This is a genomic window from Methanosarcina barkeri MS (assembly GCF_000970025.1).
GTDB classification, from domain to species: domain Archaea; phylum Halobacteriota; class Methanosarcinia; order Methanosarcinales; family Methanosarcinaceae; genus Methanosarcina; species Methanosarcina barkeri.
In genome coordinates, this window is the sequence record NZ_CP009528.1 from 3,871,756 (window position 1) to 3,885,747 (window position 13,992).

Sequence of the window (13,992 nt, forward strand, 5' to 3'; positions counted from 1 at the left end):
CACCTTGATGACTCTCTCTCCCAGCTCTGAATCCACAACTCATCTTGGCCATTATGGCCTTATTGCTGGCGTATTTGACGAACTTGAAATTTCAGATTTGATTGACACTCTTCTTCCTAAGAAAAGTGGCCATAACATTTCTCATTCTACTGTTCTTAAGGCAATGTGCATTAACGGTTTAGGATTTACTGAACGTCGTCTTTACCTATTTCCTGCTTTCTTTGAAAACTTACCTACTGAAAGGTTACTGGGAGAAGGTGTTCTCCCAGAACACCTTAATGATGACGTTTTTGGCAGAACTCTGGACAAAATCCATGAATATGGAGCAACTGAACTCTTCAACCATATAATTCTGCAAGCTATGAAACACGTTCCTATTAATCCTCGTTTTTGTCATTCAGATACTACAAATTTCAGTGTTTATGGTGACTATGAAAACGATGATAACAGCAAAACTATCAACATTACTTATGGTCATCCTAAAGATAAGAGAGTCGATTTACTTCGTTTTTCTATTTCTATGGTTACTGATCAGAAAGGAATTCCTCTGTTTGTGAGAGCGTTAGATGGTAACAGTTCCGATAAGAAAGTTCTCATCAAAACCATAAAGGAAGTAACACAGAACCTGAATCTTGATCAGAGAGTCTATCATGTTGCAGACAGCGCATTTTATACTGAAAGTAATGTCAAAGAAATAGGAACTAGCGCTTTTTTCATATCGAGAGTACCTGCAACCATCAATGAATCAAAGGAATTATTGATAACAGACTTAATTCTGGAAACATGCTCTGATGAACGTTATTCTTGTTACGCTGTAAAATCCTGTTATGGTGGAATAGAACAGTTATGGGTTGTATTTTGTTCAGAGGAAATGAAAAAGAAGGAAGAGAAGACATTTGATGAAAAGATTCTTAAGGAGCTTGAAGCAACAGAAAAATCCCTTAAAAAGCTTTCTACTCTTGAATTTGCCTGTGAAGCTGATGCAAGAATAGCGTCTGAACAATGGTTGAAAGAGAATGAATTGTATGAATTCACGAAACTTGAGATAAAAACTAAATCACACAGACTTGAAAACAAGAAAGGAAGACCAAGGAAAGGTGAAGATGTACAGACTTTTTACCTGATAGAAGCAGAGATAAAACACGATCAGGATAAATTACAGGAAAAAAGAGCAAAGTTAGGAAGGTTCATTCTTGCAACCAATGATCTGGAGTTGACTCCAGATCAACTCCTAAAGTACTATAAAGAACAGGGAACAGTTGAAAGAGGGTTCAGGTTCCTTAAGGATAAGAGTTTCAGAGTGTCTGAGGTATATCTGAAAAAAGAATCCAGAATAGAAGCACTTGCAATGGTAATGGTTCTATGTTTGTTATTGTATTCAATAGCTGAGTGGAAACTGAGAACAAGATTGGAAGAAGCAAAAGAAGCTATCAGAAATCAGGTTAAGAAAAAAACACAGACTCCAACAATGAAATGGGTATTCTTTCTGTTCAGGAGAATAACAGAGTTAGAGATCGAAATTGAGGGAAAGAGGATAAAGAAGGTATTAAATCTGGATGAAGAAACAATTAAAGTGCTGAGATTGATGGGAGAAAAATACGAAAAATATTATATGTGAAAAAATAGTGCGGAAAGTAGGATAATAGTTAATGTGCTTTCAAATCCTCACATCAGTTGCCTGATTGTCTGCGGGAAGGAAAGTGAACATTTTGCCGGGCAGTCCCTGCTGTCACTTGCCGAAAATGGGGTTTCGACTTTCGGAGGGCCAAAAAAGATTGTCGGGTCCGAAGGAGTAATTCCTTACCTTAACGAAATTCCAGCGACTGCAATCTCTCGTTTTCTTAGGGAAATTGAAGTCATTGACCTTGTAGGGATAACCGACCCTTCGGTCATCCAACAGGCAATAGATTCCTGTAGTAGAAAAGAAAGAAACGAAGCTCCGGAGCTTTTCATGCCCGAAATTGATGAAAATAGCTGGAAGAAATATGAATCTCAGGTAAAGCAGAATGTAATGTCCAAAATTAAAAGAGAATAAGATTCAAAGTTTTCAGCTTATAATTAAAAAGATCTAAAAAATAATCTCATGAGCCTATCCCGAAACCAATTTCATTTTGAGATCAATAATGGTTCCAAACAATTATCAGAAGAAGGAAATTAATTACTTTCTTTATTCAATATTTGGCAATATAATTCAAAGTTTTAGGATAAGCTCTTCATAACAAGTTTTTCACTTAACCATAAAGGAAAGAATTTCCTTTAAAGGAATTTGCCTCTTGAATATTAGATTGAATATTAGATTGAATATTAGATTGAATATTAGATTGAATATTAGATTGAATATTAGATTGAATATTAGATTGAATATTAGATTGAATATTAGATTGAATATTAGATTGAATATTAGATTGAATATTAGATTGAATATTAGATTGAATATTAGATTGAATATTAGATTGAATATTAGATTGAATATTAGATTGAATATTAGATTGAATATTAGATTGAATATTAGATTGAATATTAGATTGAATATTAGATTGAATATTAGATTGAATATTAGATTGAATATTAGATTGAATATTAGATTGAATATTAGATTGAATATTAGATTGAATATTAGATTGAATATTAGATTGAAAATTAAAAAAGGAGAAAAATTTTTCCTCTTTTAAACTTCATTGAACTCGATGCTAATACTACCCGCTTTTTTTACGAGAGATTTTGCAAGGAAACCACTTTCCAACCTGCAGAGATTGAGCACTGCACAGGGTACAAGACAGTTTGAGGAGCACTGTGCTTCCTGTGCTCTATCAATCACATAGTTGTTTTTGATATCCATAATTTCCATCATGGGAACTTCCATGTGAGAGAACTTCTTTATCTTTTCACATGGAGTTTCAATGTCAACAATAATTTTATTTCCTTTTTTGCTTCCACGTATCTTGTGAACAAAACCACAGATATTAGAATTTACAGTAAATTCAGTCAACTTGTCACCCTTAATTTGGTTATTTAAGCTTCTGATTATTAAGATATATGGCCTTAGCAATGCATAATGTTAATTGAAACCGAGATCATTCGGACTGCAGTATCTCAAAAGTTTTTTCTAGAGCTTCTGAGACTTCATTGTCCTTGAGATCCTTGTCTTTATTCTTTTTAATTCCTAACTCAGAAATTACAATATGTCGATCCACTTTAAAACCTGCAAGTTCAAGAGTTTTGCTTGCACAGTTCACCGGGCAGCCATCAATTGCAATTATCTTTTCTGAAGCCTCGGCGGATTTCATGAGTCCGGGAGCTCTAGCCCCGATTCCTACGGTACACATCATATTTCCAAAGTTTTGTTTTTCGAGTTCTATCGCGGCCTTATTTGAAAGTTGTCCCACATTTGAAGCCCCACTACATGGGAAAATTGCCACATTTGCCGAACCACATGCACATTTTACCTCTTCTGCCATAATTTTATACTCCTTATTAGCTTGTTTTTTCTTATTTTAATTAATTGAATAGTGAACTATTCCTTTTTTATTGAGTAATCCATTTTCGAATATCTTTTTCGTCTGGAACCTTACCTGCAACTTTTACTTCTCCATCAATGGCAACTGCAGGAGTAACCATAACTCCGTAGTTCAGGATTTTTTCAATATCCTCAACTTTAATTACTTCAGCTTCTACGCCAGTCTGCTTCAGTACTTTTTCAATAATTTCTTTTGTTTTTTTGCATTTTGGACAACCAGTTCCGAGAATTTCGATCTTCATTTGTTTAACCTCGTGTTTTGTTTTATCATTTTGATATTTATTTGTTTTTCAAGTTGTAGATACATTAATCTTAGAGAAGAATGTTAAATAGATATCCAGTAAATATTATCGATATCGTAACAATTAAAACAAAAGCTCCAATCAACTCTTTTTTAAGTACCTTCTTCAGGATAATCATTTCAGGAAGCGAAAGTGCAGTAACTGCCATAAGGAAAGCTAGAGCAGTGCCTACAGGAAGCCCTTTTCCAATAAGGCTTTCCACGATAGGGATCATACCCATAACGTTTGAGTATAGGGGCACCCCCATAACGACTGCAATTGGAACAGCAAGCAAATTGTCTTTCCCTGCATATTGTGCAAGGATGCCTTCGGGAGCATATCCGTGGAAGATTCCTCCCAAAGTAACTCCAATAATTACGTATATCCAGACCTTTCCCACGATTTCTTTAACATTGTCAAAGGCAATAGCAGCTCTTTCTTTTATTTTCAGAGATTCCTGCTCTATATTTTGATCACCGACCTTTATCTTGTAAACAAAATCAGCCACATATTTTTCCATTTTCAGAAGGCCTATTATGTACCCACCAAAAACTCCGAGCACAACACCTGATACTATATAGATCAAGGTTACTTTAAGGCCAATGGTGGCCCACAGTGCAGCAACTGCAGCCTCATTTACCAGAGGTGAGGTAATAAGAAAGGAGAAAGTCACTCCGAGAGGGATTCCAGATTCAACAAAACCAATAAAAAGAGGTACTGATGAACAGGAACAGAAAGGTGTGACCACTCCTAGCATGGAGGCTAATAGATGATATTGCAATCCTGTTCTGCCTCCAAGGATTTTTCGGGTTTTTTCTGGAGTTACATAGGTCCTGATGTAGGAAACAACAAAAATCATTACATCCAGAAGAATAAAAATTTTCAGCACATCATAAATGATAAAGTTAACACTGGATGCAAGATGTGTGTCAGGTGCAATTTTAAACACCTCATATGTCAGTTTATCAGCAATCCATTGAAGAGGATAAAATATATCAACCATTTTGGATCCTCCATTATGTCACTTCTGTACCAATATTTCAATTCACAAATATATCAACATATAATGATATTTTATCGTATTTAAATATTTCCCTAGAGCTCAGAATATTTAATTCATTTTGAACTCCATATACTTTTACTGATATCAATAGACTTTCCTGGAATCTTTTTGAGAATAACTCTGAAACTTCGCTGAATAAGAAAACAAATGCGGAATATAGAAACTTCCATGAAAAACTAGAGATGAAAGTTAGTTCGCTGATTGAAAAAAGAAAAACACCCTTCTTCGAGTAAATAGTTGGTCAGCTAAAACAGCAAAGTTAATCAGCTAAAACAGCAAACATTCAGTTGATTGCTGAAGAAAAAGAAAAACAAGAAAACCTCATATAATGCAAAGAGGACACTGCTATTGTACAAATTCCTGAAAAAACGATTTAATTTACTCATAGCTTCCAAGGAATAGAATTTTTGAGTTTTTTATAATAATACAAAATCTTATTCCTCAAGCACTTCCAGAATTTTCCTGATTTTATCGTTTTGGATTGAATATAACCTCTTTTTCCCCTCTTTTCTTACCTTAATTATCCCCCAATCCTGTAATTTTGCAAGATGCATTGAAGTATTGGACTGAGTCCTCCCTATTATTTCCGGGATTTCACAGGCGCATAGCTCTCCTCTGTTACCATATTTATTTTCTCTGCATTTATTTTCAGATTCGATTAACGCCTTGATAATTCTATACCTGGTGTCTTCACTTAGGGCTTTGAAAAGCTGTATATTTTCTTCATTAATCATATCAGCAAGTATTGAATATATAAAGCTATATATATTTTTGGGAATTGGGAATTAGACATATTGCTTGTAAATTTGGAGTAAAAGCTATTTTTAACTCACAAAGTTCCCAGGCTGATGAAATAAAGTAGATTTCATGTTCAAATGGAAAAACAAAAGATACATTGACAGAAGAATATAAAAATAAATGAAAAGAAGACTGCTGTTGCTGCTGTAAGGACTAAAACCCCAGTCATTTTCATTTTTAAATTTTGTTCATTTCAGATTTAATTAAGACCTGTTCTGATTTTCTGAGGTTCATTCAGATTTTCATTTAGGTTTATTCGGATTTTTTGTTTTGTAGCTGCTTAATAATATCAAAAATATCTTCAAATTCAGGATTCAACCTGTAAAAATGCCATTTTGAACTGCTGTAGGCTTCAACGATCCCGCAGTTTTTTAGGATTGACAGGTGATGAGAAACAAGGTTCTGCCTTTCGTTCAATTTAAATATCAATTCGCAAACGCAGTGGTCTCGCTGTGAGAGAAAATAAGCAATTTTCAGCCTTATAGGATGCCCTAGAGCGCTAAAGATCTCACTAGCTTTTTTTATATCGTTGTCCAGAAAATCGATTTCCTGGAGCATTTTATCTTCCCATTCCTTCTTTTTCTCAGGGTCAACAGGACAGCAATAGCTCATAAATAAAAGAAGTTAAGCCTTCTAAATAAGGGTTTTCATATCAGTTTTGTTTGATATATAGAATGCTGTTATTTATACCCAATCTTTTTCTGGAATTTGGGTCTTAAAAACAATATATCAACATTTTTTGTATAGATCTCGCGGGTTTAATCTGCAGAGTAAATAACTGCATAAATCTACAGGGAGCTCATCCCAAAACTTGAAATTTGCTTCTTGGGCCTTGTATTGCGAATAATCAATCAAGATCATGGGAACAACTTCGAAAATTCCTAACGATTATGAATAAAGTGACTTTTGGGATAAGCTCAGGCAATATTCAATAATTCCAATAATGAACCTTTTATATCCTTAATTCTGCTTTTGTTTCTTAACAACAAGAACTGGAACCTTTGAGTGCCTTACAACCTTATCTGTTACACTTCCAAGCAAAAATCTTTCTAATCCTCCTTTACCAAGGGTTCCCATTATTATAATATCTACCTTGTTTTGCTCTGCAAACTCCAGAATTGCACTAGCAGGATCACCTTCTACAACCACACCTTCATAGTCTATTTTCTTATCCTTTGCAACCTTCTCAGCATATTGGATAGCATTATCTCCTTCTTTACGCAACATTTCTTCCATGACGTTCCAGTTAGAACCCAGATGAATCGGTGTTTCCAGTACAGGCGGTACATATGCATTTTTATTAAACACATAAAGAGCATAGACCTTCGCACCTATAAGTTTTGCAAGTTCCATTCCTTGGAGTACGGCATTTTGACTATATTTGGACCCGTCTGTTGCAATCAGGATTTTTTGGAAAGTATTGTTAAGAGTTATTTATTTCCCCCCTTCCCCATATTTGCGTTAATGTCAGCTAAAAGCAAACAAAATGTATTACGGTATAATCTAGGATAAAAGCAAATAAAGATATACGTAACTACTTAGACTGGTCAGGGCAACATTAAAAATCAGTAGTGAAACATGGATTTTAAATGGTATATGAGTATAATTGTATATACTCATGTATAGGCGGTGGTGCCCACAGATATTGTTTATCTATTTAAGGCGCTAGCTGATGAAAACAGAGTAAGGATACTGAACTTTTAAAAAATGGGGAATTATGTGTATGTGATATTGAAGCAGTTTTAGGCATTAAGCAATACAACGCTTCCAGACACCTGAACAAATTGAAAATGGCAGGAATTAACCTCTGGAAAAATACCAGTGGGTCTATTATCGACCCAAGAATATCATTTTTCTGAAATTTCCCTTTATTTCAATGATAATTAGCGACGAGATCGAAAAAATATGCGTTTGTAAAGAATATTTAGCACTATTAGAAAAGTTCAAAGCAAGCGGTAGATTTCGTGATTAATTAAAAAGGTAGATTTTGTGATTGATTATTTTGTGATTGATTAAAAATTAATTTTATAACAAATGGATTTATTAATAAATGGGGAGTGTTTGTTCTGAAATCCGTTGTATCAAAATTATCTTTTTTAAATCGTTATTTAACCCTGTGGATCTTTCTGGCTATGTTTATCGGTGTAGCTTTAGGCTTCGTTTTCCCTGATTTTGCAGTTTTTTTACAGAGTTTGACAATTGGTGCCACTTCAATCCCTATTGCCATTGGGTTAATAATCATGATGTATCCTCCGCTTGCACGAGTTAAATATGAAGAGTTAGGCACGGTATTCAGGAATCATAAGGTATTAAGCTTATCTTTACTGCAAAACTGGATCGTTGGCCCGATTTTAATGTTTATCCTGGCAATTATATTTCTTAGGGCATATCCTGAATATATGGTAGGTGTTATTCTAATCGGTCTGGCCAGATGCATAGCAATGGTGATTGTCTGGAACAGCCTGGCAGATGGGGATAATGAATATGCAGCTGCACTTGTTGCTTTTAATTCAATCTTTCAGCTGGTTTTCTATTCCATCTTTGCTTATTTCTTTATAACTATACTGCCAGAATGGATGGGAATTAGTGGTATGGAAATAAATGTGTCCATGGGAGAAGTTGCTCAAAGTGTTGCGATCTATCTGGGAATTCCTTTTGCAGCTGGCTTTTTAACCCGTTATTTCCTGCGCCCCTCAAAAGGAATCGAATGGTATGATAACAAACTCATTCCAACAATAGGTCCAATTTCACTTTATGCTCTATTGTTTACGATTATTGTTATGTTCTCGCTAAAAGGCGAATACATTGTTGCACTGCCAATGGACGTTGTAAGGATTGCAATACCTCTCTTAATATATTTTGTAACTATGTTTGGGTTCTCTTTCCTTATCTGTAAACAAATGGGAATTAATTACGAGCAGACAACATCTCTTGCTTTTACTGCAGCAAGTAACAATTTCGAACTTGCAATTGCCGTAGCAGTAGCAGTTTTTGGCATCAGTTCTGGGCAGGCGTTTGCAGCTGTAGTAGGCCCTCTGATTGAAGTACCCGTAATGATCGGACTTGTCAATGTCGCACTCTACTGGAGAAGAAAATACTTTACAAAAAACACAAAATAACTTAGAAGTGACAAAGAAATCTTGTAGTTTATTAATTTACAGTCAATCAACTTTTGCATTTGCAGAGAAGTAGTAAATCTTAAATTAGACTGTGGACTCAAGTCCAAAACTTAACTTCGTTATCGCTGCTAAGGTTAGAAAATAATGTATGAGATTCTTTGATTTCACATCTTTACAAGAGCATTTTGAATAATCATATATAACTGAAAAATTAGTATTATGTTATTCTTTTTGAAATTGATCCAATATACCTTCATCGGTGTTCTTTTATTTAGTGGGGAGGAATATCTTTCTATGTACAACCTGTCGTAACTACATACAAGATTCCGTTAATTAATTTTCGTAAGTCCGCACAAGTTCCTCCTATATTTGATTTATATGGCAGGAAATAATGTTCTACAGATTACCGTAACACATCACCTATTTAGTGAAGACATAATGCAAAATTTATAATTTATACATAGTAGTTATTTTGAGACCTATATAGTACTGATTTTAATCAAATCGGCAATCTTTAATATAAAATAAACAATTAGACTATGTATTATATTTAAATTTAAAATTAACTGAAATTTTTGAGTATTTATTTCAAATAAATATGAAACAGAAAAATATATATTATATTAAAAATCTTTAAAATAATATTAAGAGGTATACACTTTAGAAGCAGACATAACTACACTTAAATTTGTTGGGGGTAAAAGTAGAACACTAGTTTTCTTGGTAGCTCATGATATTGATCTCAGAATATCAAATTAGAAAAATATAAATATTTATGCGCATATGTGTAAAATCGGAATTTGTTTTTCTCTTTTGCAGTTCGAACCAGCCAATAAATAGCTAAAAAACTGCTAATCTGGGAGTTACGGATTGACTGAAAAGGAATATAGAAAAGAGCAATATTTAGGAGTCCAAAAAACATGTCGAAATCGAAAAATGTCTGGAAAGATTTTTTCAAAGATAAGAAACATGGAGGGCACAGATATTCATCTGAGGAGTTTCTTTCTATGGAAGCCAGGGAAAAACTGTTCCACCTTGACGGGGGTAGAACACTTCTTGATTTTGGATGCGGAGCTGCAGAACTCCTGACGTACTATGCTCCGGAGTATGAACAGCTTGTAGGAGTGGACTTTTCTGAATCTATGCTAGAAGAAGCAAGGAAAAGGATCGAGAAAAACAAATGTAAAAACATAGATCTAATTCTTGCTGACCATGAAACACTCTGGACAAAACTTGACTCTTCTTTTGATCGAATAACCGCAGCCGGTGTAATTCAGTACTTGACATTTCAGGAAATTGATAAATTTATCTCTGATGCATCAAAGCATCTGAATAAAGATGGCAAAATAGTACTTTTTGACATACTGGACTCCCGCCTATATCCACTATGGAAGATAGGCCTATTCTCACAAGACGCAAACGGCTTGAAAATTTTATGCAAAACAGGTTTCGAGTTTCGGACTGCAATATTGGCAAGCCTGAAAAGACGCCCAAAAGACATTCTGGGGTTTGCACACAATCCCTACATAATTGAGAAAATTGCAAATAAGCATGGTTTTAGAATGGTTTGTGTACGCTCAATGTATTACGAGTACAAATATCATACAATAATGTTTCGAACTTAAAAGGCTGTTCAGATGGGCATTCAATTAGAAGAACTGAAGTCGGATGGGAAATAGAATATAAAATTAATGTGGTGGTTTAGTGAACAGCCGTAGTCACCTAAAAATGTTTTCTCTAATACCGTCTATACTGAGTAGTTTATTTATCGGAGGAACTGAAGCTTTCCCATGTAAGGATACTCCAAAAACTCGTGAGAATATTGATCAAGGCATTCTTACCTTATTTTCACAAAACTACTCCAAATCTAACAGCGTTCCAAAAAATGTTTTTATTGCAAAACTTCAGGGTAATAAGATTTATGACAAATTATATTCTGCAATTTACGGGATGCTTAAGTCAGAGATTTATTTCAAGACCTCAAAAGCACTACAGTATAAAGTAAGAAGAGACTCCTGTTCATGTCCGTACAGTTTGCTTCCGGTTGCAGACACTGTTTTAGAATCCGGAATAAATGTATATACGATAGATTTAGTTAAATCTTCAGAAGCTTATCAGTTCTGTGAAGCCGCTTCCATTCCGCTGATTCACTATATGGAGCAGCCAAGGCAGATTGGATCACTTTACATCTGCAGGCTTATACCAATGGTTAAATGCACTTACCAAATCTCAATAGATTTAGAGATGGATGACCCTCAAAGCTTTGTCGAGCTTAATACCCCGGGTTCAAAGTTGATTCTCCAAAAAGTAAATAATAATATCATATTAAAAAGTTATTTTAAAGATTCTTCAGAAGATATCAGATGTGAATCCATATCCATCGGGAATGCGGCAGAAAAATCTGATTTTGAGATTAGGTTTGATGGATATAACAAAACAAACACTATTCTTGCAAAAGATGGCAAATGTATCGTGACCCCACTTTATAACACCGAGAGGCAGAGATTGCCGTATGTGGATATTTCAAATGGGTACATTAAGTTCACTTCTTTTGTACTTGGAAAAGGAACACACCTTGATTTAAATATATACAGTATAAGCCAGACTTCAGAAAGAAAGTTTATAACTGCGATTGGAAGTAACAAAATGCTGGCTTTCGGAATCGATGGTCCACATGTTAGAAATACAACCGAGCAGGGGATACGTTACCTTAACAGCAAAAAAAATAGAGGAACAATATGGTTTGATATAGAACTCCTTGAGCAGCGCGATGAAGAAGACCTTGAATATTTGCGTGGTCTGGTTATCAATGATTCATGGGACGTAGGTGTACATTACTCAAAGGAATTGAACAGCTTTCCACTTGAACAGGCTTTTAAAATAATGGATGAAGGATATTCATATGTGTATGAAAAAATCGGTCGAAAACCAACAAGCTGGTGCTCCATGAGAAACAGAGATAATATTACGCACGCTCTTTATGCGTATGAAAACTTAGGGATGCTCTGGAGAAATGGGGACTCGGGGATCCATACGGAAAAATATATTGGAAGTCTGGAAGATGATACCTGGGAATGGTGGGAAACAGCATCCAGAGCAGGTATGGTACATCCGGTATTTACTCATGAGCTTGATAAGGATCCAGCTATAAAATATTCAATTAGCCGCTCAAAATTTCAAAACTGGGTAGATAATTATGAGTCAAACAATATGTCAATAGTGTCTTTTCATGAGTACAGTCAAATAAGTCGAAATACATACGATGCCACTTTTGAGAACCTGCGACATACTGAAAACTCTGCACTTTTTGATGCACACACAAACGGTGGCATTGCCCATATAAATGTAAACATAAACGCTGGAAAAGATACTAAGGTTTACGACAACACATCTGGAAAATTCCTTGATTATGACATAGAACCGGATAATTCTATTACTTTCTGGGTTGAAAACAACCATAATTATAGTATAGATTTGAATAGCACTGAATATTGATGGTGTAACGGTTCTATACAGGACGTTTTCTTGTAATTTAAACTTTATTTATTTGTAATGTTTATACAACTTATTTATATGACGAAAGATAAAAATAGAAATATAATTAAAGATAAGTTTCTCTTAATGTCCAAAAATAATTAGAATTGTCTTTGATAATTTCACCAACAGCATCATTCACCAAGTAAGTGATCTAATGAGCCTCTCAAAAATCTGCATTAAACCATTTGTGTATTTAATGTATTTTAAGAGACTGATACGAGATACCGTTGGAGCTTTTCTTATAAGGAATTGGAAACAGACGGAAAAAGAAAACGTTATGCCTATAGAAGATTTTATGCTTCCTGAAGTACTTAGAATTCAAGGAGAAGGGTTTGAAAATCAAAGACATGATAAACTTATAAAATATTCCAAAAATTTTAAGAAAATTTTTTATATCATAAAGAGTCAGAATCAAGTGGTAGGCTACTCAGTATACTACATACAACTAACACCTACCTTTCAAGGTTTTAAGAAAAAATCAGTAGTTTGTTCAATTTCGATTGATAGAAACTTTAGAAGAAAGGGTTTTGGTGAAAAATTATTAGAAGAGAGTATCCAGGAAATGAGGTTAAATAAAATAGCTTCTGTATTATTGTATGTAAATGTAAACAATACCTCTGCTATAAAATTATATGAAAAACTGGGCTTTCGAATAATAAAAGAAACAAAAAATATTTGTGGTAAGAACGAAAGATGTTATGAAATGGAATTGAATCTTGTTTAATGGTTATCTGGTTTAATGGTTATCTGGTTTAATGGTTATCTGGTTTAATGGTTATCTGGTTTAATGGTTATCTGGTTTAATGGTTATTTATAATATCTATTCTTTTTTTGACCAGTTTTTGAGTTAAATTACTTTCTGGTTAATGTGTATAACTTGTTTTTGTCACCGTACTTATGTGTGCATCGTACTTATGTGTGCATTCTAGCTTTTATTTTCATCTATTCACCTGAATAATATATTATTTGTACATAGTTATTCACCAGGTTACAGAAGATAATATTACGTTAGTTGGCAGTGTCTCAAATTTGCTGTAAATTTGAAGTCAAGTTTTTGCATAGTATGGAGAAAATTGATTTACCGATTCGGAATTTTCTACCCAATAATTTATTGAGATTTGTGATTTTACAGAAAAATTGGCACACTGACGATTAGTTCAAAATGATTTGAACTAATCCATAAATATAAAATTATCATATTACAAATTACCTTAGCAGCTTGAGTCAAGTCATATTGATAAAAAGGAGCCATAGAAATGAGAATGCTTGAAGAATTTTTCCCGGAGTTTACCCAGAAACTGGACGAAATTGATCAGCTTTACGCTGAAAAAAGGATGATTGACGAAAAGACCTATCAGTTCATTTGCTTTGCTCTCTCCATCAAAGCCAGGTCAAAACCCTGTGTTCTGAAACATTTTAAAGGTGCCCTCGAAGCAGGGGCTACAGTCAAGGAACTTTCATATATCTTTGCCCTGGTCATGCGAGAAGCCGCAGGCGCCGACGACTGCTGGACCCATGATGTAATTGGGGACTGGAAAGAAATCCTGAAGGGTAATATTTCCTGCAGTTGCGCAGGAGATGAGAAGTAAGCTTATAGTAACAACTAGTTTCAAGTTTATTTTTCAAACCCGGTCCAAGAATTTGCTTTTAAAAATTTTTCAAGACTGAGGTTTATAA

General features: G+C 34.4%; 15 protein-coding genes. 8 read left to right on the forward strand and 7 right to left on the reverse strand.

The features are described from left to right. Positions 1–7 precede the first annotated feature (7 nt). On the forward strand, positions 8–1,618 hold the full coding sequence (locus tag MSBRM_RS15690; protein ID WP_048154350.1) for an IS1634 family transposase: 1,611 nt from the start codon (positions 8–10) through the stop codon (positions 1,616–1,618). Positions 1,619–1,642: 24 nt separating this feature from the next. Then, positions 1,643–2,035, forward strand: coding sequence for a tetrahydromethanopterin S-methyltransferase subunit A (locus tag MSBRM_RS15695; RefSeq protein WP_268989061.1), 393 nt, complete (start codon positions 1,643–1,645; stop codon positions 2,033–2,035). A 633-nt stretch (positions 2,036–2,668) separates the two neighbouring features. Here MSBRM_RS15695 and MSBRM_RS15700 read toward each other — a convergent pair. From MSBRM_RS15700 to MSBRM_RS15730, 7 genes are all read right to left on the reverse strand, one after another. Beyond that, complete coding sequence (locus MSBRM_RS15700; RefSeq protein ID WP_048121749.1) at positions 2,669–2,989, reverse strand: DUF6951 family protein; 321 nt, start codon at positions 2,987–2,989, stop codon at positions 2,669–2,671. Positions 2,990–3,074: 85 nt separating this feature from the next. Further along, positions 3,075–3,458, reverse strand: coding sequence for a putative zinc-binding protein (locus tag MSBRM_RS15705; RefSeq protein ID WP_048121751.1), 384 nt, complete (start codon positions 3,456–3,458; stop codon positions 3,075–3,077). Between the two features lie 67 nt (positions 3,459–3,525). Further along, positions 3,526–3,759 carry a thioredoxin family protein gene (locus MSBRM_RS15710; protein ID WP_048121752.1) on the reverse strand — a complete coding sequence of 78 codons (234 nt, stop codon included), beginning with the start codon at positions 3,757–3,759 and terminating at the stop codon, positions 3,526–3,528. Between the two features lie 70 nt (positions 3,760–3,829). Further along, the gene (locus MSBRM_RS15715; RefSeq protein ID WP_048121754.1) at positions 3,830–4,801 is read right to left on the reverse strand and encodes a permease; all 972 of its coding nucleotides are present in this window, start codon (positions 4,799–4,801) and stop codon (positions 3,830–3,832) included. Positions 4,802–5,295: 494 nt separating this feature from the next. Then, positions 5,296–5,595, reverse strand: a complete 300-nt coding sequence (locus tag MSBRM_RS15720; RefSeq protein WP_048121757.1) for an ArsR/SmtB family transcription factor — start codon at positions 5,593–5,595, stop codon at positions 5,296–5,298. 316 nt (positions 5,596–5,911) lie between these two features. Further along, the gene (locus MSBRM_RS15725; RefSeq protein ID WP_011306695.1) at positions 5,912–6,271 is read right to left on the reverse strand and encodes an ArsR/SmtB family transcription factor; all 360 of its coding nucleotides are present in this window, start codon (positions 6,269–6,271) and stop codon (positions 5,912–5,914) included. A gap of 348 nt (positions 6,272–6,619) precedes the next feature. Continuing rightward, positions 6,620–7,093, reverse strand: coding sequence for a universal stress protein (locus MSBRM_RS15730; RefSeq protein WP_048121758.1), 474 nt, complete (start codon positions 7,091–7,093; stop codon positions 6,620–6,622). A gap of 296 nt (positions 7,094–7,389) precedes the next feature. Here MSBRM_RS15730 and MSBRM_RS22160 point away from each other — a divergent pair, with 296 nt between their 5' ends. From MSBRM_RS22160 to MSBRM_RS15755, 6 genes are all read left to right on the forward strand, one after another. Next, on the forward strand, positions 7,390–7,518 hold the full coding sequence (locus tag MSBRM_RS22160) for a hypothetical protein (protein ID WP_203397951.1): 129 nt from the start codon (positions 7,390–7,392) through the stop codon (positions 7,516–7,518). A gap of 198 nt (positions 7,519–7,716) precedes the next feature. Then, entirely contained in the window at positions 7,717–8,778 is a 1,062-nt protein-coding gene (arsB, locus tag MSBRM_RS15735; RefSeq protein ID WP_048121760.1) for an ACR3 family arsenite efflux transporter, read from the forward strand. Positions 8,779–9,698: 920 nt separating this feature from the next. After that, a complete protein-coding gene (locus MSBRM_RS15740) occupies positions 9,699–10,403 on the forward strand; it encodes a class I SAM-dependent methyltransferase (protein ID WP_048121762.1) in 705 nt (234 codons plus the stop codon). Between the two features lie 79 nt (positions 10,404–10,482). Then, positions 10,483–12,273, forward strand: a complete 1,791-nt coding sequence (locus MSBRM_RS15745) for a hypothetical protein (RefSeq protein WP_048121767.1) — start codon at positions 10,483–10,485, stop codon at positions 12,271–12,273. Positions 12,274–12,469: 196 nt separating this feature from the next. Further along, a complete protein-coding gene (locus MSBRM_RS15750; protein WP_080941586.1) occupies positions 12,470–13,039 on the forward strand; it encodes a GNAT family N-acetyltransferase in 570 nt (189 codons plus the stop codon). A 532-nt stretch (positions 13,040–13,571) separates the two neighbouring features. Continuing rightward, the gene (locus MSBRM_RS15755) at positions 13,572–13,904 is read left to right on the forward strand and encodes a carboxymuconolactone decarboxylase family protein (protein WP_048121769.1); all 333 of its coding nucleotides are present in this window, start codon (positions 13,572–13,574) and stop codon (positions 13,902–13,904) included. Positions 13,905–13,992 lie beyond the last annotated feature (88 nt).

Coding starts and splice junctions, on each gene's coding strand:
- MSBRM_RS15715 (WP_048121754.1), bottom strand. CDS start 4,801: ATGGTTGATATATTTTATCCTCTTCAATGGATTGCTGATAAACTGACA.
- MSBRM_RS15690 (WP_048154350.1), top strand. CDS start 8: ATGACTCTCTCTCCCAGCTCTGAATCCACAACTCATCTTGGCCATTAT.
- MSBRM_RS15725 (WP_011306695.1), bottom strand. CDS start 6,271: ATGAGCTATTGCTGTCCTGTTGACCCTGAGAAAAAGAAGGAATGGGAA.
- MSBRM_RS15705 (WP_048121751.1), bottom strand. CDS start 3,458: ATGGCAGAAGAGGTAAAATGTGCATGTGGTTCGGCAAATGTGGCAATT.
- MSBRM_RS15710 (WP_048121752.1), bottom strand. CDS start 3,759: ATGAAGATCGAAATTCTCGGAACTGGTTGTCCAAAATGCAAAAAAACA.
- MSBRM_RS15740 (WP_048121762.1), top strand. CDS start 9,699: ATGTCGAAATCGAAAAATGTCTGGAAAGATTTTTTCAAAGATAAGAAA.
- MSBRM_RS15720 (WP_048121757.1), bottom strand. CDS start 5,595: ATGATTAATGAAGAAAATATACAGCTTTTCAAAGCCCTAAGTGAAGAC.
- MSBRM_RS15755 (WP_048121769.1), top strand. CDS start 13,572: ATGAGAATGCTTGAAGAATTTTTCCCGGAGTTTACCCAGAAACTGGAC.
- MSBRM_RS15750 (WP_080941586.1), top strand. CDS start 12,470: ATGAGCCTCTCAAAAATCTGCATTAAACCATTTGTGTATTTAATGTAT.